This window comes from Nitrosopumilus sp. K4 (assembly GCF_018128925.1).
GTDB lineage: Archaea > Thermoproteota > Nitrososphaeria > Nitrososphaerales > Nitrosopumilaceae > HKST03.
In genome coordinates this window covers 860,480-883,243 of the sequence record NZ_CP067007.1, presented here as the reverse complement: position 1 = coordinate 883,243, position 22,764 = coordinate 860,480, and the positions used below count along the sequence as shown (strand labels likewise).

The 22,764-nt window shown below is 35.4% G+C and carries 21 protein-coding genes, 1 tRNA gene and 1 other RNA gene; 11 read left to right on the top strand and 12 right to left on the bottom strand.

Annotated elements, in window-relative coordinates; translation table 11 throughout:
* The first annotated feature begins 43 nt into the window (after positions 1-43).
* The 4 genes from NsoK4_RS05310 (at position 44) to NsoK4_RS05295 (ending at position 4,437) form a co-directional block, all read left to right on the top strand.
* A tRNA-Pro gene (locus NsoK4_RS05310) sits at positions 44-120 on the top strand.
* A gap of 145 nt (positions 121-265) precedes the next feature.
* Positions 266-511, top strand: coding sequence for a hypothetical protein (locus NsoK4_RS05305; RefSeq protein ID WP_249110992.1), 246 nt, complete (start codon positions 266-268; stop codon positions 509-511).
* Positions 512-635: 124 nt separating this feature from the next.
* Positions 636-3,911, top strand: a complete 3,276-nt coding sequence (locus NsoK4_RS05300) for a lamin tail domain-containing protein (protein ID WP_211685870.1) — start codon at positions 636-638, stop codon at positions 3,909-3,911.
* Between the two features lie 31 nt (positions 3,912-3,942).
* Complete coding sequence (locus tag NsoK4_RS05295; RefSeq protein WP_211685868.1) at positions 3,943-4,437, top strand: DUF367 family protein; 495 nt, start codon at positions 3,943-3,945, stop codon at positions 4,435-4,437.
* Here NsoK4_RS05295 and NsoK4_RS05290 read toward each other — a convergent pair.
* Positions 4,429-6,885, bottom strand: coding sequence for an ABC transporter substrate-binding protein (locus tag NsoK4_RS05290; protein ID WP_211685866.1), 2,457 nt, complete (start codon positions 6,883-6,885; stop codon positions 4,429-4,431). The two genes, NsoK4_RS05295 and NsoK4_RS05290, sit on opposite strands and share 9 nt — an antisense overlap.
* 109 nt (positions 6,886-6,994) lie before the next feature.
* Between NsoK4_RS05290 and NsoK4_RS05285 the strand changes: the two genes are divergently transcribed.
* Complete coding sequence (locus NsoK4_RS05285; RefSeq protein WP_211685864.1) at positions 6,995-7,630, top strand: hypothetical protein; 636 nt, start codon at positions 6,995-6,997, stop codon at positions 7,628-7,630.
* Here the strand turns inward: NsoK4_RS05285 and NsoK4_RS05280 are convergent.
* Genes NsoK4_RS05280 through NsoK4_RS05270 form a run of 3 tightly spaced genes read right to left on the bottom strand, consistent with a single transcriptional unit; the run spans position 7,614 to position 9,893 of the window.
* The gene (locus NsoK4_RS05280; RefSeq protein ID WP_211685863.1) at positions 7,614-9,353 is read right to left on the bottom strand and encodes a DUF2070 family protein; all 1,740 of its coding nucleotides are present in this window, start codon (positions 9,351-9,353) and stop codon (positions 7,614-7,616) included. The two genes, NsoK4_RS05285 and NsoK4_RS05280, sit on opposite strands and share 17 nt — an antisense overlap.
* A gap of 7 nt (positions 9,354-9,360) precedes the next feature.
* Positions 9,361-9,528: a preprotein translocase subunit Sec61beta gene (locus NsoK4_RS05275; RefSeq protein ID WP_211685861.1), complete on the bottom strand. Its 168-nt coding sequence runs from the start codon at positions 9,526-9,528 to the stop codon at positions 9,361-9,363.
* A gap of 35 nt (positions 9,529-9,563) precedes the next feature.
* Positions 9,564-9,893, bottom strand: coding sequence for an Sjogren's syndrome/scleroderma autoantigen 1 family protein (locus tag NsoK4_RS05270; protein ID WP_211685859.1), 330 nt, complete (start codon positions 9,891-9,893; stop codon positions 9,564-9,566).
* Positions 9,894-9,992: 99 nt separating this feature from the next.
* On the opposite strand from NsoK4_RS05270, the gene NsoK4_RS05265 reads away from it, so the two are divergent.
* Positions 9,993-10,301 carry a translation initiation factor gene (locus NsoK4_RS05265; RefSeq protein ID WP_211685857.1) on the top strand — a complete coding sequence of 103 codons (309 nt, stop codon included), beginning with the start codon at positions 9,993-9,995 and terminating at the stop codon, positions 10,299-10,301.
* Between the two features lie 7 nt (positions 10,302-10,308).
* Positions 10,309-11,298 (top strand): CPBP family intramembrane glutamic endopeptidase, encoded by a 990-nt coding sequence (locus tag NsoK4_RS05260; protein WP_211685855.1) that lies wholly within the window; start codon positions 10,309-10,311, stop codon positions 11,296-11,298.
* On the opposite strand, the gene NsoK4_RS05255 is transcribed toward NsoK4_RS05260, so the two are convergent.
* From NsoK4_RS05255 to cofD, 3 genes are all read right to left on the bottom strand, one after another.
* Entirely contained in the window at positions 11,287-12,195 is a 909-nt protein-coding gene (locus NsoK4_RS05255; RefSeq protein WP_211685853.1) for a transcription initiation factor IIB family protein, read from the bottom strand. The genes NsoK4_RS05260 and NsoK4_RS05255 overlap by 12 nt on opposite strands.
* Before the next feature lie 110 nt (positions 12,196-12,305).
* Positions 12,306-12,944: a 2-phospho-L-lactate guanylyltransferase gene (gene cofC, locus NsoK4_RS05250; RefSeq protein WP_211685851.1), complete on the bottom strand. Its 639-nt coding sequence runs from the start codon at positions 12,942-12,944 to the stop codon at positions 12,306-12,308.
* Between the two features lies 1 nt (position 12,945).
* The gene (cofD, locus tag NsoK4_RS05245) at positions 12,946-13,866 is read right to left on the bottom strand and encodes a 2-phospho-L-lactate transferase (RefSeq protein WP_211685849.1); all 921 of its coding nucleotides are present in this window, start codon (positions 13,864-13,866) and stop codon (positions 12,946-12,948) included.
* 123 nt (positions 13,867-13,989) lie between these two features.
* Between cofD and NsoK4_RS05240 the strand changes: the two genes are divergently transcribed.
* Positions 13,990-15,357, top strand: a complete 1,368-nt coding sequence (locus NsoK4_RS05240; RefSeq protein ID WP_211685847.1) for a hypothetical protein — start codon at positions 13,990-13,992, stop codon at positions 15,355-15,357.
* 29 nt (positions 15,358-15,386) lie between these two features.
* On the opposite strand, the gene rnpB is transcribed toward NsoK4_RS05240, so the two are convergent.
* Together rnpB and NsoK4_RS05230 are read right to left on the bottom strand one after the other, a co-directional pair.
* Positions 15,387-15,664, bottom strand: an RNA gene (gene rnpB, locus NsoK4_RS05235) — RNase P RNA component.
* A gap of 19 nt (positions 15,665-15,683) precedes the next feature.
* Positions 15,684-16,325, bottom strand: a complete 642-nt coding sequence (locus NsoK4_RS05230) for a bifunctional 2-polyprenyl-6-hydroxyphenol methylase/3-demethylubiquinol 3-O-methyltransferase UbiG (RefSeq protein ID WP_211685844.1) — start codon at positions 16,323-16,325, stop codon at positions 15,684-15,686.
* Between the two features lie 402 nt (positions 16,326-16,727).
* Here NsoK4_RS05230 and NsoK4_RS05225 point away from each other — a divergent pair, with 402 nt between their 5' ends.
* A complete protein-coding gene (locus NsoK4_RS05225) occupies positions 16,728-19,685 on the top strand; it encodes a hypothetical protein (RefSeq protein ID WP_249110990.1) in 2,958 nt (985 codons plus the stop codon).
* A gap of 4 nt (positions 19,686-19,689) precedes the next feature.
* On the opposite strand, the gene NsoK4_RS05220 is transcribed toward NsoK4_RS05225, so the two are convergent.
* On the bottom strand, positions 19,690-20,904 hold the full coding sequence (locus NsoK4_RS05220) for an NAD(P)/FAD-dependent oxidoreductase (RefSeq protein WP_211685842.1): 1,215 nt from the start codon (positions 20,902-20,904) through the stop codon (positions 19,690-19,692).
* Positions 20,905-20,950: 46 nt separating this feature from the next.
* Positions 20,951-21,160 (bottom strand): hypothetical protein, encoded by a 210-nt coding sequence (locus NsoK4_RS05215; protein WP_211685840.1) that lies wholly within the window; start codon positions 21,158-21,160, stop codon positions 20,951-20,953.
* Positions 21,161-21,265: 105 nt separating this feature from the next.
* Between NsoK4_RS05215 and NsoK4_RS10125 the strand changes: the two genes are divergently transcribed.
* Together NsoK4_RS10125 and NsoK4_RS05210 are read left to right on the top strand one after the other, a co-directional pair.
* The gene (locus NsoK4_RS10125) at positions 21,266-21,391 is read left to right on the top strand and encodes a hypothetical protein (protein WP_256438668.1); all 126 of its coding nucleotides are present in this window, start codon (positions 21,266-21,268) and stop codon (positions 21,389-21,391) included.
* Complete coding sequence (locus NsoK4_RS05210; RefSeq protein WP_211685838.1) at positions 21,372-21,953, top strand: DUF99 family protein; 582 nt, start codon at positions 21,372-21,374, stop codon at positions 21,951-21,953. Before NsoK4_RS10125 ends, NsoK4_RS05210 begins: the two co-directional genes overlap by 20 nt.
* Here the strand turns inward: NsoK4_RS05210 and NsoK4_RS05205 are convergent.
* A complete protein-coding gene (locus NsoK4_RS05205) occupies positions 21,942-22,703 on the bottom strand; it encodes an SDR family NAD(P)-dependent oxidoreductase (protein WP_211685836.1) in 762 nt (253 codons plus the stop codon). The genes NsoK4_RS05210 and NsoK4_RS05205 overlap by 12 nt on opposite strands.
* Positions 22,704-22,764: the final 61 nt, after the last annotated feature.

The window sequence follows — 22,764 nt, the reverse complement described above, 5'->3', positions numbered from 1 at the left end:
CATTATCTGTCAAGCTTAAATTGGGCAACTTTTACGATTTACTGGGATCGTGGTCTAGCTTGGTATGATTCTGCGTTTGGGACGCAGAGGTCGCGCGTTCAAATCTCGCCGATCCCACCACTCAATCATTATGTTATTATCAAATCACATGCTAATACTCTTGCCGAGCAATGAGGAAGAGTTAGAGTAATGACTTTAGATGAAGTAAAACTAATGGCTCTGAGCTCCGGCACGTTTTTATGAATTCTTTCCAATTTTGATTCAATTGAAATTTGAACGTCGAGATATCCTCTTGATAGTTGGATTGTTGTTGTTTATGGTAGGATTACTGCCATTCATGGCTCCAATTTATGCTGCTTTGGTTGTGATTGCAATGTATTTTGGCATCAAAATCTATGTTGGTAGGCGCAAAAAATCAATAGAGATGGATGTTGGGGAAGGTCTATGTGCTGAATGTGGCTCTAAAATATTCAATAAACGGTGTCCTCACTGTGATTCTCAAAACGAATGATTCCTACGCACACCTTAAAACTGAAATTGAATAACTTAAGATATATGACTTTAACAACTAGCTCAACTTTTCCTCAATTTCATTCTAAAATGAGGCTGTTACCGACTCAAAATAGACAATTACGATGATTAGAAATATTGCTATACTGTTTTCCGTACTTTTTCTAGGAATAATCATAATTCCTGCTAGTGCTCAATCTTTTCCTGACCATGTCGTAATTAACGAAGTTGACTTAAATCCTCCTGGGGATGACTCTGTAAATATTTCAGAATGGGTTGAGCTTTACAATCCTACTGATTCTAAAATTGATGTTAGTGGATGGGAAATTGCATCCACCACTGTTTTGAAAAAAACAATGACAATCCCTGCTGGAACGATCATTGGTCCTGGAAAATTCTTAAAATATTCTTATCAAACTGTTTGGTTTACTGATTCAAATGATTCTATTGAACTGCGTGACAAAAATGGAGTTGTAATCGACAAAACTCCTTTGTTTGCTGATTTGAAAAATGATTTTTCATCATGGCAAAGAATCTATGATGGATATGATAATGATTCCATTACTGATTGGAAGTTTGCAACATCAAATGCTGGCTCTTCAAATGGAAAACAAACCTTCTCTGAGGAACAACAGGGAACATATGTTACTTTGTCTGTAGATAAACAACATTATCTTTTTGGAGAGACTGCAAAAATATCTGGAAAAGTTTCTGAAGAAGTAGTGATTACTTATCCGTATTTCCAACCTGAAAAAGTTATCCTGACAATTTCTGGTCCAAATTACAATAAAATTGTTGAACTATACCCTGACATGAATTTGAATTTTAAAACATCTTTGAATCTACAAAAAGTTCTTGGAATTTCTGAGGGTACATACAACTTGAATGTAAAATATGCTGGTGCAACTTCTCAGACAAGTTTTACCGTGGGTGATAAAATAATTGAAACTGAAATTGTTCAAGAAGGTTCTATAACTCTTCAAACTGACAAATCTGTATACATCCCTGGGCAAACCGTTGTTTTAACTGGGACCACCTCTAAAATAATTCCACTCGAAGGTCTAAAATTCACCATAACTAATCCTGATGGTATTGTTATTGCAAATGGCAATCTGTTTCCAACAAATGGAAAGTTCACCACCACTGTATTTGTCAGTCCTGTCAAGCCTGTATATGGTACCTATGAGGTGATTGGCGAGTATTTTGACAAGGCAGTAAAAACAACCTTTGAAGTTTCTAAAGACGTAAAGGAATCTGTGCCTATTTCACTTTGGACTGACAACGTAGCATATGGATTGGGAGAAACTGTTCAGATCAGTGGACGATTAAACAACATTTGGATCCCTTCACTTGACTTAGAAATCATCCAAACGAAAAATACTTTAGGCTCTACTACTAGCACTTCAAGTTTTAAAATCTTAGATGTTGCGCGAATTCAAGGTGACGGTTCATTTGCATATTCATTTAATATTCCAAATGAACAACAACGATTAGGTGATTACAGAATTACAGTGTCTAAAGAAGTTGGCACTGCTTCAAAAATAATCCATGCAGTTGTGAATCCAGACGAATTTGTTGTATCTGATGAACCCTTGACCCTTCAAACAAACAAACCCTCATATGATTTTGGAGAGACGTTGATTCTAGATGGGTTCATCGCAAATCCTACAACACGTTCTAGCTTTGAAACCGCTGTTGTAACAGTTTTTGTTTTGAATAATGATGGCACTCCTGTATCCATAATGGGTGTTCCTGAAGGTGCTAGGACAACTAGCAAAGATCAACTAGTTGTCGTGCCTTACAAATTAACTGCCATACCTGAATCTTCTGGCAACTTTAATGTTAAATTAGATATCAACAAAAATGCCTTCTTTGAAGGCACCTACAAATTAAAAGCACAATACAATGATCTGACAAAAATAATTTCATTTGATGTTGTTGATCCACTAAAACAAACAGGTTCTCAAACACTTACTTTAAACAAAGAAGTGTTTGGCTTGGGGGAGAAATTACTTTTGAGCGGTATTTTGCCTCCTACTGGTCAAACTTCTGTAACTGTATCTCTTACAAAACCTGACGGTAGTGTGAGAAATTCTGGTGCAACAATTGAAGATCAAAGGTTTTCTTGGACTTGGACTACCCCTATTTCTGAAAAACCATTGGCTATAAAATCTGAAGGCCGCTCATTAACTGTGTCAAACTACGGTGTTTACAAGATAGAGGCTTCAGTTCCTGGATATTCAAAAACCATTTTCTTTAAGGTATCCTCTGATCCTGAAAATGACTCGCTTAGCTCAACGCCTATCTTTGTCTCCACTGAAAAATCAATTTACAATGCAGGTGAAAAATTAAAGGTGGTTGGAAATGTTATCCCCCGTCAACAAGGTGATGAGGGCTTGGTTGTGCCTGATCGTGTAACAATACGTGTCTTAAGCGGCACATTCCCTTACAAACAAATCCTGGAATCTCAAGTTTATCCTAAAGTAGGTGGCTCTTTTGAGAGTCTGTTTGATTTGCCTATCACTGTGTTCTCCGAGGGTCAATACAAAATACATGCAATTTATCAAAACAAAAAAGTTGAATCCTCATTTGGCGTTGTAAATGACTTTACGTTTGGTTCTGATGATGATGTTGAACTATTATTGTCCGCTGATAAGGCTGAATACTATCCAGGTGATGTTGTAGTGCTTTCTGGAAAACCCAATAAACTGATCTACTTGGAAAAATTTGATGTCAGCGTAATTAAAAAATCTGATACCGAAATAACATGCGGCTCATTTTTCTGTGGAAAACATGTTGGAAAAGTAACCACTTTAAGACCTAGCCCCTCTGGTTCATTTACTTATCAATTTCCGATAATTGATTTGCCTTCAAGTATTGGCAAATACGAATTTACAGTTGATGCTGATTTTGACACAAAATCCCTTCCATTCAATGTAGTTGAAAGACCTGCTGAGATGAAAACACCTTCAACTATTATCGAAAAAGAGAACCGAATCACAGAATCTGATGTGTCTGTTACTATTTTACAAAAATCTGTGGATGGAAATAACGTTGCACCCCGAGTATTTTCTGGTTCAATGCTTACCAATAGAGTTGATCAGGCCGATGTGAATCTGAAAATTACATCTGAATCTGGTGTTTGCATTATTGGACCTGATTTGGAATGTCTTGTAAAGGAATCCACAAGAAAACCTGGGCAAATCTATGAAGTTGTTGAAGTTGATGGTATGAGTCTTAAGGTCAGATATAGTGGACCAGATGTGCGTCTGGAGAAATTTGACATTCTCCCAGAATCCTCTGAAGAATTTTTATCTGATATGACTTGGAATGTAAGTATTCTAAAAGATGATCAGGCCTCTAGGTTCTACTATAAAATAAACTACAAGACACTAGAGTAAGTTCCAAATACTCTTCTTTTGCAAAATTATTGTGAAGATTCAAGTTTTGATGTTTTATCAAGATGATCCAAAAAAGTGCACAGCTGCTAAGATGATAAAGTTTGGACTTGCAAAAAGCATTAAAAAAATTACAAGCAAAAGTTTGGTTTTGGATCCTTTCTCAGAGCACTTCTTATTGCCTAGTGAAAAAACACTGGCCAACACTATTGTTGGGATTGACTGTTCGTGGAATTTGGCAGAGCAAGCATTTTCAAAAAAATTTGATGGGATAAAGAGAAAACTTCCCCCCCTTTTGGCGGGAAATCCTGTAAATTATGCCAAACTTAACAAATTGACTACTGCTGAAGCACTTTCTGCTACTCTCTTTATCTTAGGTTTCAAAGATGATGCCCTGAAACTGCTTGACAAATTCAAATGGGGTCACACCTTCTACGAGCTAAACCAAAATTTATTGGATGAATATTCCAAGATTGAATCCGAATCTCAAATTGATGATATTCTCAAAGATTATGGGTTATCAAATTGATTTTATTTTTTTGATAATTATGATTGCAGTGATAATTATAATTGGAATTATTATCCATGCGATTTGATACACGTCATATGTGTCAAACTCTACTTTGTCTTGATTTGCTTTTGGTAGTTCTTCATAGCTTTCTGTAACAAGAAAACTAGTCGTATAGTAATCTGGTTTTAACACTTTACTTGAAATTGCAAATATTTTCAGACTGTTTGCGCCTACATCCAATCTGTTGATGGTATCCTCTTGGAGATGAACCTCTGTTGTATTTGATCTGACCTCTGTTGACTCTGAGGCTATTACGTTTCCCTTGCTATTTGAGACAAAAAAGAGAATAGAATCTGCATTAATTGTTGATACTTGTATGCTTATGTCTGAATTTTTGTTGATGATTTTGGGCATCTCTATGTGTGATATTTTGGGAATTTTTGCCGCCTCAAATTCTGACCAATGTCCTACTTCAAATGGATATGTGGAATCATTAAAACTGCTTACTGCTATTGTTCGTGATTCTGGTGAATATGATTTTAAGAAAAATGGTCCATTACTAATTACTGCATGATTGTTGGTTTCTATCCATTTTATTGATGATTCATATCTTGAATCAAAATATTCTTGATTGTTCTCAAAACCCTGAAAAACTTCTGGAATGTAATTTGTTCTTTTGAATTCTTCCAAATATTCTTGAATCAGTTTAGAATCTTTTGGAATGATGAGTGATACCCAATTGACATTTTTACTTGTGGCTCCTGATCTGGAATATGATACCTTTCCATCAAGCACTGCCTCTTCCATTGCTGCAGATATTTCCCATGGTATCGTGCTCCATAACGCAGCCCAATCTGCAATTTCTCCTTCATCAAAATGCCAATAATCTACATAAACTTCTATTGTGTCTTCGTCAATTGGATTGATCCCTTTTATTGTTTGAACTGTTTGTGCAGCTCTTGGTGTAAACTCAGTATCAAATGTTTTGTCATTTTCGTTTATCTGCGTACCCCATTCAATTGTAAAGTATAATGAATACAAAATATCATTCATATCCATCATTTGCCCATTATGCCATTTGCTAAATTCAAAATCAAATGTAACTTTGCTAATTGATTGTGTTTCTGGTGATACATTGACCCACTCTTGATTTTTTGGATCCCAAATCATTGCATCTTTGGGTACGTTCATTTTGCTGGTTGGACCTGCTGTTTCAACATTCCAACTTGCTCTTACTGGGAATGTTTCTCCAGAAAATGGATGTTTGAATGTTATAGGGTCCGAAATTATTCCCCAAATATGTCTACTATAACTATCGCTTAAACCCATCACTGGATTCCATGCCCCTTGATAGATTTGCTTTACCCCTATTACTAATTCCTCTTTGTCACCTTTGGCGTTTATTGGCGTGAATCTGCTTGGAACACCTGCACCAAAATCATTTACTATGCCATTGATTTTTTCATTTACAACATATTGATCAATCTTACTTGCAAGAAAAATTCTCACGGATTCATTAATCCCTTCTGTTATTGCCTCTTGAATCAGACTGCTTCTTTCTTCTGATGATTCAAAAGTACCTGTGTAGATCTTCTGTGTTAACTCGTCAATTTTTTCATTTTTGTAATTCCAATAATTTGGGTCATTGAATCCTGGCATGTTAGAAAACCATGGGGAATACATCTGTCCTATCCCTACTGAATCATATCTTACAAATGCTGATCTTCCCCACCCTTCTGTGTATAAATTCCATTTTAGATCTGATGGGTCTGAACCATATACTATTACAAACGCCTTGTTCAAATCTCCGAATTCTTTTTTCACCTCAAATCCTATGTTTTGTAGTTCTGAGGCTAAAATCTCCCCAATTGATTTTCTTACAGGATCATCGCTTCTGATAAAGATTGTAATTTCGATTGGTTTTCCATTGAACATCCACTTTTCATTAATTTTTTTGGCATCTTTTGACATTAATGCATCTGAAATCATTTCTTCTGCAAGTGTTGGGTTGTATCTGAAATTGAATTTCTCTAACTGTTCTATGATTGTAAGGTACTCCGGATCTGAGGGGCTATAGTATGAAATCATTGGAGATCCATATCCTCCCATAAGCTCATTTACAATTAATTTTCTATCCACCAGATAGTTCAAAGCAAATCTTACTTCTTTAATTGAAAACGGGTTGAATTTTTCTGTCTCTGCAGGATTTGTTAAAATACTGTATGATCCTCCCGTTGAATCAAAAATCCGTAGCCCTTCTCTTGAATCTGAACTCTCTAACCTATCTGATGAAATTCTATAATAGTAAATGTCTAAATTCCCATTTCTTACTTCTTCTAATGCAGTATTTTCATCTAAGTATTGAATGAATTTTACTGTTTCAAAAAACGTACTTTCTCCAAACACTTCGAATCCAGAAAAAGTTCCTCCCAACAGAGCTAGTATGAATACTAGCAATAGTTTCATGACTAGTCTCTTTAGTTGAAGTACTAAAACCTATTTAGAATTCTATTTCATAATAACCTGAATTTTTTACTCTTAAGACCTATATCACGTTGATTAAAACAAAATGAAAATGAGATTTTTCCCAAACATGATTGAAGGGTTACGAGGAATAATCCCTGGCGGTATTTCTGCAAAGGATTTTGCTGTAATTACAAAAACTTCAGAGTCTGACTCGGAGAAAGTTTTAGATGAATTTGTTAAACGTGGTATAGGGGCTAAGGGTGAAAGTCTGTATTATTTTGAAACCAGTGATAAATTAAAGGCTGCAATTGAATTAATTCAAAATGGTTTTCCATTAGACGAGATATCTGTCATTTTAGACTGGAAGGATTTTGAGGGTCTTGTAGCTGAGATTCTTTCATCAAAGGATTTTGCTGTAATTAAAAATCTCATCCTGACAAAGCCTAGGATGGAAATTGACGTAATTGGAATTAGATTGGGTGTTGCCATGTTAATTGACTGTAAACATTGGAAGCGGTATAGTGCCAGTGCATTGACTGAAGCTGTAAAAAAGCAAATTGAAAGGACAAAAAAATATGTCTCAAAAACACAAAATGCATTAGCAGTACCTGTTATAGTCACTCTGTATCAAGACAAAATTGACTTTATTGAGAACGTTCCAATAGTGCCTGTTTTTCAATTCTCGTCTTTTATTGATGAGTTTTATGGGAATCTGGATAACCTGAAAACTATAGGAACAAACTAGTGACGAATAGAATCACACTGCCTATCAGGAACCCTTTAGTTATTTTCAAAGAGTTATCCAGAGCTTTTGAATAATCCTCAAAAATCCCCTGACCCATTATTTTGACTTCTGTTTGATTTTCTAATATTTCGAATTTACCTGAAGTTGTTTTCTCTTCTGCATTCTTTGCAATACTAAAGAACCACTTTGATAACTTGTCTGCACTTGTAATCAAACCTAATTGGTAGTATCCATTTTTGTTTCTGGCTTTCACTGGTGCAAAATGTGTGTCTGAGGTGCAAATTTCTAACAGATTGTAATCTCTTTTTGCAAAGTTTTCTACAATTTTCTCTCTTACTCCATTTTCCATATTGTTTGCATCTGCCCATCCTAAGAAGTATTTTTTTTCATTAATTCTGAGACATACTATTCCTAATCCTCCCATTCCTAAATCTTCTGTCCATACATCCATGTCGTCAGAATTTGCATATCCGAATTCTATTGGATAATTTTCTTTTGTTATCAGGGAATCTAAACATGATTTTGCAGCCTTTAGCATGTCTTCTCCGTCTTCTTTTGAAATTTCAGGACCCATTGCATTGTGACAATCTACGATCATTATCCTCGTATAGTTTCTATTCTTTGCATATTGTTCGATCTCTGTTTTCATGTAACTTGGAATATCCTCCATGCCGTGAGGTGATAATGACAAAAACAACAATGGATTATTGCCAAATAACAATCCTATGACTCTGGCTTTGTTGATTTGAACTGTTACTGGTTCTGTACAAACAAGACCTTCTTCAGTTACCTTGCTTTTGTCTAAATTCTTCAAATAATTCTCAACTTCATTTTTTGATGGTAAGTTTAACGCATGATCAGAAATACTATGCATTACCATTGCAGATGCATCTAGGTTTTTGTAAATTAGGTATGGGATGTTGCTTCCTCCTACTGGATGATATGGTCCGGGGTGAATCTCTGGCAAAACCATTCTAAATTCTGAATTTCCTTCTGATGATAATAATCGAATTTGAGATGTTGACACTTTAGTTTTGCTTGAGCGCTGCTCCATTATCTCTTCTGCTTCTGTGTAGTCGTTTCCTTGGGATGCAAGATATGCTTGAATTGTTTTATGTGTACTTTCCATTCCTGGTCTTCCTGCTCTATCTGTCAACACTGACCACACACTTGCTATGATCAAAAACGCTATTCCATATGCTAGTGTAATTGGATTTGTTAATGTCTGAATCCATATGTCTTGTGGAATTAAAACCAAAAACATTGCTAAAGGTTGCACAAAACATATTGCCCATGCTTTTTTGATACTTGCTCCTAATGTAGTTGTAAAAATCCCTATTCTGAAACTTGCAAACAAAAACATTCCAAACGTTACAAAAAACAAAGATGCCTCTTTTACTAATACAACACTTGCTAGCAGTCCCATGAATAATGTGACTACCCATAACATATTTGCAAAAAGTGATGCATGAAGTACTTTTGAATATTCTTTCTTTTTTGTAAACCTCGTATCAATTAATTGTGATACTGCTAAAACCCCCACTACAAGTGGTATTCTCCACAAAAAATCTTCTGAACCGAAATATCCAAGATATGTTGTCGCAGTAATTACTGCTCCTATGGCCAATGACGCAACTAGAGAAAAGTAATGAGATGATGGATTGATCAGTGTAAGGGAAAACCTGTTGTGTATATTTGAAACGTCGTCTGAAGATTTTTCCATAATTTGATCACGGAGCTAAGAAGATATCGATTGCCCATGAGATTGCAATTAAACTAATTGGAATTGACACCACAATTTTTGGATCTATTCTGAATCCTTTTGTCTCATCTTCAAAGAAACGCATGAGACCTCCGCTTGATGCTGGAAGTGGTGCTGATTTCTTTTTACTGCTCATGGTAGCTTTTGTCCCCGGATTTTTACATAAAAACTTTATTGTTTGTTTTTTATCTTATCGAGCGTCTCCATAATAGAATTGATCGATTTTAGAATTTCTTGCTGTTTTTCATGATCTTTTTCTGATTCTAACTCTTTTGATAGATTTTCAAGTTTCTTCTCTAAAATAGATTCCAATGTGCTTTTTTCCACTTTTTTATCTACATGTGGAATCTTTCTGTTTTCTGGCTCTCTTCCACAATTGACACACAAGGCTTTTCCGTCTTTCATCACTCTTACCCCTGAACAGTATGGGCATGGCTCGCTAAGTAATGTGGCCCCGTTGAGAAGCATTTCTGCTGCTTTTTTTGTAAGATCTTTTGACACACTTCATTTTGATTTTTCTGTCTAAAAAATCATTATTTGACTATGGAATAAATCCAAACAAGGCTTAATAGTGCGTTAAATGGCATCTTCATAGAACGTATGGCAGTAATTTGTAATACATGTGGTCTACCTGAAGATCTATGTGCTTGTGGCGAACTTGCTAAAGACAGTACTAAAATTATAATTCGTTTGGAGACTAGAAGATTTAAGAAAAAAGGAACTATGATTGAGGGTCTGGATCCAAAATTAAACAATCTAGAAAATGTTGCCAAAGAACTCAAAAGTAAATATGCTTGTGGTGGTACTGCAAAAGATGGGTATATCTTTTTACAAGGAGACCATCGAGACACGATTAAGGATTCTTTGATTAGTTTGGGCTTTCCAGAATCAAGCATTGAACTCCATTAGACCAAAATTGCAAGAGTCTAACAAAATTCTTCAAAGTTTAGGTATTCCACATTCTGCATTACTATCTGTTATTTTTGGAATGATGTTGTTATCATTTCCAATGGGATTGTTTGTTGTTTTTAACACTGATCTGGGATCTGACATTAATTTTGATTATCCTCTTTTTGAGCTTAGTTCTTTTAGTGGGCTGGATCTTTCATTACCATTTGCTGTGACAATTGGTGATGCATTTGTATTGTTGTGGTCCCTCTATGCAATTCTTTTTGCAATGTCTATTTTTGGACCAAAAAATGGATTTTTGCAAACTTTATCCCCGCTTCTTTCTTCTGGAAAAACTGTTTCTGATTCGAATTATCTTGTTTCTATCACAAAATGGTTTTCCATCTTAATTCTGGTTTCAGCTATTGTTACTTTGACTCAAGAGGGGTTTGGAATTGAAACTTTGCCCCCTCCTGCTGACAATGATTTGGAGCAATTCTTGCTTGTAACATTGGCTCCCCTAGCTGAAGAGATTGGTTTTAGGGCATTATTGATAGGAATCCCTGTTTTTGCATTATATGCCCATAAGTTTTCTGCAAAGTATTTTTTTAAATCCCTTTGGAATCCTAATGCAAATCTACACGTTTATGATTCAAAAAAAGCTCTGGTTTTGATTGTGCTTGTTGGAATCCTTTTTGGATTTGCCCATATTGCCACAGGTGAACCGTGGAGTGAGGGTAAATTTGCACAGGCTTCTGCAAGTGGAATTATTCTTGGATGGCTATACTTTAGATTTGGTCTATTACCTGCAATTGTTGTTCACTGGGGGACAAATTATTTTATTTTCTCTTATGCACACTTTGTATCTCAAATAAATGAAATTTCAGTCGATGAAGCATTTTATCACCCACTGTTAAATTCTATGGAAGTGATCTTTCTAATTTCTGGTGTTGTTTCTTTAACCCTCTTGATTTTGACTTATTTTAACTCAAAAAAGAAATCTCAATTAGAGATTTAATGCAACTTTAAGTCCTTTGTATCTATTTCTGATGGTGACCTCTGTAACTCCTGCAGCTTCTGCTACATCTCTTTGTGTTTTGTTTTCGCCATTTGTCACACATGCTACGTAAAGAGCTGCTGCTGCCAATCCCATGGGATCTTTTCCAGCTGAAATTTTATTCTCTTCTGCTGTTTGCAAAATCTTTGTTGCTTTTCTTTTAGTTTTTTCAGATAGCCCTGCTTTGCTTGCAATCCTGGAAATACATTTGACAGGATCAACTACTGGCATTTTCAAATTTAACTCTCGTAGTAATAGGCGATAACATCTTGCAATGTCTTTTCTTTTTATGTTACTTGCCTGCCCGATATCTTTTAGTGTTCTTGGTGTTTCAGTGTCTCTACATGCAGCATACAATGCTGATGCAATGAGTGCAGATATTGATCTTCCTCTAACCAATCCTTTTTCTAATGCCTTTCTGTAAATATAAGCTGCTTTTTCAATTACTGCATCACCTACTGCAAGTTTGTCTTTTAATCTATCAAGTTCACTAAACGCTTGTCTGAAGTTTCTGTCAACTGGTTCATGAACTTGACTTCTGCTGTCCCACGTTCTTAGTCTTTCAATTGTACTTTTCATTGATGCTGTAAGTGGTTTTCCAGTAGCATCACGATTTTGAGGATTGATTACAGTTGCTAATCCCATGTCGTGCATTGCAAGTGATGTTGGAACTCCTGCTCTGCTTTTGTTTTCTCCTTCATTCGAAAATGATCTCCACTCTGGTCCTGATTCTTCTACTTTGTCAGTAATTACAAATCCACACTTTCCACAAAAATTTTCCCCAGTATTTGCATCTGTAACTAGGGTGCCTTGTCCACATCTTGGACATCTGTCTTTTGGATTTACACTTTTAACCATTCATTTTACCTCGCGAACTTTTTATGATAATATTTAACCATTGCTGATTCATTTCTTATAAGTCTGTTGGTGATCTCATGCATAATTTAGCGTATTTTTGGAAAATTTGATTAATTTGATTCTAAAACACTTTTGATTTTTTGTGTGATGTGTGGTTTTTCGTTTTGTTCTAAAAGGAATTCTAAATCTTCAATATTATCAACATCCCACATTATTCGTTTTGAAAACACAAGCGCTACATTTCGTGTGTGAACCTTAGCAGTATTCATGTGGATTTTGTAACTGTCTTCGTCATAATGGGTCTTCATTAAATTCACTGGCATACGTACTAGTGCATTTGTTCCGTCAAATCTTCTAGATGGAACTACAATTGCAAAATTTGGTGGTATCTTGTAGTTTAGAATAAAATCGATATCTTGTGTTTTGATAAATGGTATGTCTTGTGGAAATACTATTGATGCATCAAATCCGTTTTCTAATAGATACTTGTCAGCTAAAGCCACAGCTCCATTAACACTTTTTTCTTCATCGTCTATGATTGAAATTGCATTGAATTTTTTTGCCATGTCTATTGCACTTTTTTCTTTTGTCACAACAATTATTTTTTCAATTTGAGGTGATATTGATAATGTATGTAAAATTTCTTCTAGCATGATTTTGCATAATTCTTCTTTTTGACTATCTGATAAATTTAGGCGCGTTTTTGCTTGTGAAAAAGTCTTTACTGGAATGATTGCTGCTATTTTCAAGTTATACGTGCACTTGTTTTAAAATGAAATTTGCCAATGCGTCTTCGGCAATTTTATTTTTCATTGTGATTTTTGTGTCGTAAACTTTCATGTCTAGATTTTGAATTTTCTTTATCAATAATTTATCCTTGGAATCTACAATTATGTTTGAACACACATCAGAGTACATCTTTGCAAGGCCATATGCATTTGTTTCAATCCCTGCAGCTTCCATGTATTTTGCAGCAGGTCCTGTTATTGCCTTGTCTCCGATTAATGGACTTACTGCAACAACCTTTTTCTTTATTTTTGATAACTCTTTTCTAATCCCTTTAATTTGTAACATTGGACCAATTGATGTTAATGGATTTCCTGGTGCTAATATGACCATATCTGCATCATGAATTGCATTTACTGCTTCAGGATTTGGTCTGGCTTTGTCTGCACCGATATATTGAATTCCTTCTACAGGATCTTTCCCTCTGTGTTTTACCCAGTACTCTTGAAGATGTAATTCTCCTTTGTCTGTTATGATTCTTGTCTCTACGCTGTTATCTGTAACAGGGATTATGTTTGCACTGACTGCAAATTTCTCACACATCCATTTTGTAATATCGCTCAAATTTTTGCCGTTTTTTAACATGTTTGTTCTGATCAAATGTGTTGCAGCATCTCTATCTCCAACTCTGAACCATGTCTCTTCTCCAAATACTTCCATCTGTCTTAGAAAATTGAAAGTGTCTTTTTTGATTCCCCATCCTTTTTCCTGATCTAGTAAATCTGCTAACCCATAGACAATTGTATCTATATCTGGACACACATACAATCCGTATAACCAGTAATTGTCTCCTACATTGCTTACAACATTAACTTTTGATTCTTGAGACACCAGTCCTCTGACTAACTTTACTGAACCTGTTCCTCCTGCTAATACTGTAATCATCCTATTTTCTCCTAAAACTGTTAAAGTCTACATGATTCACTACATATTACTTTTTCAAAAATCGTCGATCTGATTTTCGTTTGACTGGATAAGTTTATTACTTTCAGAATCAGCAATTTTCTTGTGTCTAGGGCTATACTGTTAACAGTATTAATTGCTGGATTAATTGTATTTAGTAGCAGTTCTGCAGCATTTGGCGCACAATTAGATGCAAGAATTAATCCTAATAATGCTGAATCTCCATTTAAGATGAACTACCAAAAGACATTCTTTATTGAATATCCAAACGGTGGTCAACTCTTTGATGAACTTCATCAAAAGACCTGGACAATTTCTGGAACTGCCGATTCATCAAACCCAGGCGTTCAGCATTTGATAGAAAAATTAAACCAGAATATTGCCGATGATGGTAGTCAGGCCAGAATTTCTGATCTTAATGTTATCTATGATATTCATCTTAAAGGAAGAAACCTCAACACTTCTATTGATTATAAAATCATCATTGAAGGAACCCTTACTGACTATGTTATCACAAAAGATCAAGTCCGAACTTTGATTGATTTGGGTTGGCGAGGGCTTTCAACTAATGAAAAAATTGTAATTGACGGTGTTGATATTAACCACCCAATTAACCTTATTCAAGAAGAAGAACCCACTCTTTATAATGTTCTAAAAGGTACTGAAGGTGAACAAATTTTTAATAAAAAAATGATTGATGCTGATTTTATCTTAAAACAACCATTGACAAATTGGCATTTCTTGTTTGATCCAACTGGCATCAATGTGGATGCAGGAACATTTGGATTGAGTGAGGATATTTCTGGATTTGTTGTCTCTAGCTGGACTATGGGTGAAAGCAGTCTAAGGGAAGGCAGACAAGTAGAAAGAGTCTTTGAAGCAGAAGTTACTGCTGATCAAAGATATGTCTTTAGAAGTGTTCAATCCTCTGATCAGGGAAATCTTTACGCTATTGGATTTGGTGCACTAGATGTTTTAGATGGTGTTGAAATTGCTGGTGTTACTCCAAAGCCTCCAGAGGGCTATGCCACAACTTCTACTGGTGAATTTCCTATCTTTATCGTATATGGAATGGCAGCAATGGCAGCCATTGGTGGTGGTGCATTCTTCATGTTTAGTAATCGAGCATTAAAGAATCAACAAGAGGGTCAACAGGGAATTGCTCCTGATAGATTAGTTGGTTATCAAACAAGTTCCTCTTCTGGCGGTTATCAAACCAACAGAGGAGAGGCACAACTAAGAGATGAGTCTGATTACACACAAACTCGTAGTGTATATGAGGAATCTGCCCCTCAAGAAACAACCACTCCTCCTCCAACAGATGCTAGCAGGGAAGAAGCAGCATGTGGATGTGCTGCATCTGCAGAAATGGGCTCTGAATGTGATTGTGAAATGCAAGGCTCATGTCTTTGTGATGCAACATGTGGCTGTGCTGCAGATGTGTGCAAAGAACATGTAAGTTCTATGCAATAATCTGAATATTTTCTATTTTCAAAAATTTTGTGTGCTGGGAGTAACCCTCCTTCTGTTTTCACGATATTACGCTTTGCAGCCTACCTGAACCTGGTGCAAGATCCTATGGTTCTGTTTGGCTTTGCTCCATATGGGGCGGCTCTTTCATTCCTTCTCTGGCAATCTCAGGTTTTACCATCACAGTGCACCAGGTTGGATTTTTTCTGCTCCGTTGCCAACCATCTCTGGTTATCCATCTCCGGATCATATTTCTTGCATGGAGGGAGGAGTTTCCTCTGCCGTAGCAGGATGTCGTGCTCCAGCTCACTACTTGTAATGGTTTTGATTTAATTTGAGTATTGCTTTTTTGGCTTTTTTCCTATTATGAATAATGTTCCTAAATCACGTTTCCATTTTTGATTGCCTCTGGGATTTTTGATTTGTTTTGTTTTTGTTTCAAACCCTGCATCATTGAAAAGTCTCCTCCATTCTTGTTTTGAATGTAGATGCATCTTTAGATTCATCATCTTTGCCCACCTTGCAGTTGCCTTGTTGTCTTTATAGAAATCAGTGCCACAGAAAAACTCTCCTTCTGATCTTAACATCTTAAAAATTTTTGATAGTGATTCTTCAATTGAATCTACATAGTATAACGACTCCATGGAAAAAACATAATCAAATTTTCCTCTGTATCTCCAAGACTGAATATCTGTATGGATGAAACTTTCTTTCTTTGATATTTTCTTTTTGTTTGCTTGATTGATCATTTTCTTGCTTTTGTCTATGCCTATTGCTTTTTTACAGTTTTTTTCTTGAGCGATTTTTCTTACAACCCATCCATTGCCACATCCTACATCTAAGAACGTAAACGGTTTTTCAAATCTGATTGTTTTTAGAAAACGCTGAACATTTTTTCCATGCTCTCTTTCCATTAATTCTGCTCTGCCGTTTTCAGCCCATTCGTCAAATGTTTTCTTTACCGGATCCATGATTTTTTGATGTCTTTTTTACATTATAACCTTAAGTTTACTGGTTTTGGGTATGAACAAGTTCTACGTTTTGCTTATATCAAAAACATGTGTTGAGATATTGAAACAAAATGCCTGATGAATCTTGTAGATCTTGTGGTGGAACTTTGGTAAATTATTCAAAATGTGTTGAATGCAATCAAGTGAATCAATTAATTTGTAAAAACTGTGGTCTGTTAACATCTGAACAATTCCATTCCCTTTGCATGTATTTTATTGAGAATGTTGCTACATCTGTGCCCGGTATCAAGTCAGGCAACTATAATCTAGTTGCCTTGACTTGATTCTAAACAATTTGAACAGTTCTTACTAATTATGCCTGCCTAAGTTTTAAGTAATATGAGCGCAGGTTTTGATCTCTGTATGCAAAAATTTGTGGTCTGGGGTTTAGCAATTCTACTTTTAATGCCTGTTTATGCAAGTGCCCAAACTCCTGATAGAATTACCCTTCTTGATAATTTTGGTGAATATGATTACGGTGAACCTCTGTTCATTTATGGAAATGTGGCAAATCTGCTTCCTGACTCTTTTCTGATAATGCAAATTGTCAATCCTGAAGGTGACTTGTGTCAAATACAGCAACTGATTCCTATGTCAAACGGTGTTTTTCTTAGTGATTCTATTCCTTTAGAAGGCAGAATCTGTGGGTTGCCCGGAGAATATGAAGTAAAATTATTTTACGGTGATTATTCTACAAATGCTTTCTTTTCTGTATCTTCAACTGAATTTAACGAACCAACAAATGAAGAAAAGACTATTGAAGCAAGAATTTTGGTCACTGATTTTCTCTTATTGATTGATGATACTTTTGGACTGGATTCATCAAATCAAATTGATGTATCTCAAAACAACATTGATGAACTAGAAAAAAATTATGTTGATTTATGGTCTGAATTTTATTCTGAATCTTTCTTGTTTGAAATCACTCCTATTATACGACCTGTTATCTCCTCCTCTCTTGATTCGATTGAATCTTTATTAGAGAATAATGAGATTTCATTTGAAATTGCAAAATCTATTGAGAGTTCAATATTTTCTGCAATATTTTATTATGAAATAGGAGATAAAAAAAGAGCAATCGATATTTTGTCTGATGCATTTGTTGACATACAAAATGTAAATCCGGAAAAAACCCCTGCAAAACGAGCGCCTTCTTTTGATGAATTAGAGGAGAGCTTGTTGAACTTGATGAAAAAATCAGACACTGTAATGAATAGAACTGTAAAAGAACAAATTGGATTTATTTTTGCTCGAGGAACTGCTCCTGTATACTCTGGATATATTTCAGATTTGATTGACTTGCTCTCAAAAGCAAGATTTCTTGACATAGTTTCTAGAAATGAAAGTACCTTGTATGGGGTAGTTAACAGTGACTGGGAATCACTAAAACCTTCTCTTCAATCAAAAGATACTATTGAAGAATTACTTGAATCAAAAGATCGTGTGTCATCCTTGTATGATGCAGCCATTTTGCTTCGTGAATTAGATAATGTGGAGAGATTTATCTCATCAGATAATGAGGACAACTCTGATTTGGCCAATCTTATTGCTCCTGATTGGAACAATTTGTCTTCGGATTTGGAACTTGCCTCTTCAGTCAGTGACATCCTAGAGTCTGAAACAGAAATACGACAAATGAAGCAGATTGTTGATATCTCTTCTCGACTTTCTAATGCAGTTGAAATTTCTAAGACAAGCGGATTGAGCAGTCCTTTTGTTGATGACTGGGAATCCCTTCTTTCTAGAGTTGGAAATGCAGATTCTCCTGATGAGATATTGGGTATTGTCTCTGAATTTGATGCTTCTATGAATGAACTTCGTGAAAAAAGAAACCCTCTCTCCATCATGAAATTTGAATATCAATCCATGAAAGAAAAAGCTGAACTGCAAGCAGATTATCGAAACCTCTTTCTCATTAACAACGCATTAAAAATTCTAAATACTGCTGAAAAGATGAATTCTGGCAATCCCTCTGTAATGAGAATTGATCGAATTGAGGTCTTGCTGACATGGGTGAATTCTCAGGCCCCAAAAATCAAATCTGATTTGGATTCTTATGATCAAGATGCATTAAAAGTTCGTGCAAGTGATATTTTACAGCGTGCAAAATCTCTTGAAAATCTCGTTGATTTGAGTCTCAGGAAAAACAAATTCCTTCCTGGATATGTTGATTTTACAGAATCATTTAATGAAGAAATTGATCAAGTACGTGATCTTGTAATTGCAAATGATCTTGATGCTGCAGATAGATTGGTCAGAGAACTCTTTGATGAATGGAAAAAAGTTTCAAAAGCATATGAAGATGATCCGTATGGTTCTGATGTTGGATATAGTGGTGATGAATTAATTCGAATTGATTACCGTGAAAAATTAGAAAATCTTTCCAATGTAGTCAATACTTTCTATAATAGCGGGTTTGCAGCTTATGCTGAAGAATATAATCAGATGACTTCTGATGCTTATGAATTAATTGAAATTGGAAATTTCGTTGATGCAGAGTCTAAAATCCTGGAAATTGCAGAATTCTTGAGTGAATATCTTGTAATGACTCATCCGAGCATCATTTATGATATCAACTATGATCCTGAAAAAGATATTTGGATAATACACGGTTCTGTTGAAAAATCCATTTTTGATAGACGAGAAAACCTTTACGTCACAATTTACAATATGGATGGAACCTCTCATAGTAGTTTAGAGTTTACTGATACCAAACACGGTGATTTCTATACTCAATGGATTGCACCCACTGAGCCTGGTTTGTATGTTGTAGAACTTCAATTCAAAAACACCAAAGCAACTCAAATAGTAAATGTCAGTGAACAATTTGAGAATGTTTACACTCCCTCTGATCTGAACATGGTTGATTTGGCTAGGGATTTTGAAGAATTACAGACTTTTATAGAAAAATTCAGTGGTGAGCCATCTGTGTCTCATCCAAAAATTTCCTCTCTCATAAACGAGATTAAGTTGGGTTTGGCCAATAGGGATGCTGAGCAAGTTGATGATAAACTAAATGATCTCAAATATGCCATTGAGCGATATCTCCCAATACGTTCACGCTCTGCAGTAGTCGAAGTAAACTATGAAAATGATGAATTAATTGTTGCAGGAGCTGTACAAAAAACACTTGCCTTCAGAGAAGATCTCTTTGTTGATGTATATGATCAAAGAGGAAATCTTGTTGAAGAAATTGCATTAAAAGACAATTCCTCTGGCTTGTTTAACGAAGTATTGTCAAAACCATTTGAATCTGGAACTTATGTGGCACAACTACAATACCATGATGTTGTTGTGACTGATTTCTTTAATGTTCGATGAAAGATTATTTTGCATTTTTTACTATGTTGAATAACTGTCTTACTGCTAATTTTGGATGATGTGCTGCAAGTTTTACCATGTTTGATAATCCAAAATCTGCTTTTATAAAATCCAAAAACTCTTCTGGATTGAGCTCATTTATGATGTCAAGCTCATTATCCCATTCCTTGTCTGATAGTCCAATCCATCTATCTTGAACTTTGGATGCGGAATTTATCTTGGATTGGATTTCTTTTCTCCAGTTGTCTTCATATGGCATCAATGATTTTTCATTTGTGTTTCCTGATTTTATTGCATTTGCTGAAACTTTTCCAGCAACTCTTCCAAATTTTATCGCATATCTGATTCCTTCCAGAACAAGAGGATTTGCTTGTCCTGCTGAATCTCCTACTAACATTAAGTTATTGTAAACAGTCTTCCTTGATAATCCGTCATTTGGAATTAATCCATAATGAAACTCAATTGGAGTGATTTTTCCTAGTTTTTTTATTGGGCCTAATTTTTTTTCCATCAATTCTTTTAATCTTTCAGTAGGATCTACATTGGATTCTGGTTTACCTATTCCTACTCCTATTCTTACAATTTTTTCTGAAATTGGGAAAATCCATGCATATCCTGCTGGAGAATATTCTTGACCTACCATTAACCACCATGTGTCTCTTTCAACATTTTCAGCTTCTACTTCGTATTCGGCCCCTGCACCAAATCTTTCCCACTGAGTAACTAGATTCATCGCTTTACACACTGTTGAAGGAAAACCGCTAGCATCGATAACAACTTTGGAATGGAATTCTATCTGTCCGTCCTGATTTGTTCCTTTAACCCCTACAATGTCCCCGTTGCTATTTTTTATTACGTCTGAAATGTTTGTTTTTACAAAAATTTTAGATCCTTGCATTTCAGCTTGTTTTGCCAACCATCGATATGTTTTTCTCACATCTAAAACCGCTGCTCTGTATTCTGTATCGCTAATTGTTACTTCGTTATTTGGAGAACAGAATGAAAACTTTTTGATAGGATTAAAGCAGTCGTTTGGGATGCCAAACTCTTTGATGTTCTGAATCCATGTAACCCCACTAGTCCTTACTGTCTCTGCAATTGTTTTTTCTTTTTCAATCAATGCAACACTAATGCCGTTTTTTGCTGCCTCAAATGCTGCAGATGACCCTGCTGGACCTCCTCCTACCACAACAAGATCAAAATTGAATTTCTGTACCAATTAATCTAATTTTAAAATGCTTGGATATAATTTTGAGTATTTGATACTATTTTTTCAAAACAGGCGTTCCTGTTGAATCGTTTTCACGCTCTGGATCAAAAGTGCTCATGTGTGCAGGATCCCTGTGCATAAAACTATGTACTTCGCCTTGCTTTTTTCTACAAAATTTTGAATGAATTGTTTCTTGCACTTTTAGAGTATCTTCATTTTCATGAAATAACCTCTTACCACATTCTGGGCATGTGCTTTCAGGCATAAATCCTGTCTGTATCAAATCTATTTAGATGTTTCAGAAAAACTGTTTTTTCATTGATTTTATGAAAACCTAAACTTTAATGCATTATTTTCTCTTGTATTTGTAATGGCCGAACTTGAAATTTCTTCATTCTTAATTTGGTCTGTAATTACAGCTGTAATTATGGGTGTTACTGGAATAAGCTACAGGTTATACTTGAGGAGAAAAAACAATGAGATCTCTTCATCTTGAGAAAAAAGGACTGCGATGTTTGGCAATTGCTGAAAGTTTTAGACAGAATTCAAAAAAATCAATTCTTTGCGGTTTAGTTATGAGACGTGATTTTTTAATAGATGGGTTTGTTTTTGGTAGTGCTACACTGGAAGGCGATGATGCCACTGATGTAATTTTAAAAATGTATGCTGATCTAGAACGACCTGATGTCAGCTATGTGATTATTTCTGGATTGATTGTATCTTTGTATAATATTATAGACATCAAAAAATTATTTGACAAGTTACAAATTCCTATAATTGGAATAACATACCACGAATCATCTGGAATAGAATCTGCAATAAAACATCATTTTCCAGAATCATACAAATCAAAAATTTCAGAATACAAAAAACTTGGAACTCGAGAAAAAATCACATTGCATACATCCAATGATGTTTTTATCCGAAAAGAAGGCTGCACCACTAATGAAGTTAGAAAAATCCTTGATGACTTGACATTACAAGGCTCTTTTCCTGAACCAATACGTGTGTCTCAGTTACTTGCTAGGACCTTGCTCCAAAAAGGTCTAACCTTCTGAAGCTGCCTTTCCGCCATCTACGTTAAGTATGGTGCCTGTAATCCAATTTGCTTCATCTGATGCTAAATACAATACTGCATTTGCAACATCTGTTGGTTCTCCGATTCTTGCTAATGGAAGTCTTTCTTCTAGAACCTTTCTTGCTTGAGGATCGTCAAGATATGGTTTGATCATTCCTGAATTAATAATTCCTGGATTGACACAATTACATCTGATGTTTCGTCTTGCATATTCTACAGCTATTGCCTTTGTGAACATGGAAATTGCTGCCTTTGTTGATGAATATGCTGCCAAATGTACTCTTGGAATAGCTCTTTCACCTGAAATTGAACCAATGTTGACTATTGCGCCATTTCTGACCTCGTACATTTTCCCCAATACCGCTTTTGTCATGTGAAATACTCCGAATAAATTCACATCGATTAATTTTTTAATTTCTGAATCTTGCATTTGGTGAAAATGAACAGGATCATTAATTGCTCCTGCGTTATTTACTAAGATGTCTATTTTGCCATATGTGTCGACAATTTGATTTACTGCTTGTTGTACTTGTGATTCATCTGTAAGATCACATGTCACTGAAGCTGTTGCTTCTTCGTTTCCGATTTCTTTTCTTGCTTTTTCTAGGCCTTCTAGATTTCTTGCAACTAGTATTACTTTTGCACCTTCTTCTACGAGTCTTTTGACAACTCCTTTTCCAATATCACTTGATGCCCCAGTGACAATTGCAACTTTATCTTGAACTCTCATGATTTCTGATGATTATTGTATCTTATAGAATTTTTGGTATTTTTCACTCTTAATTCTGTCA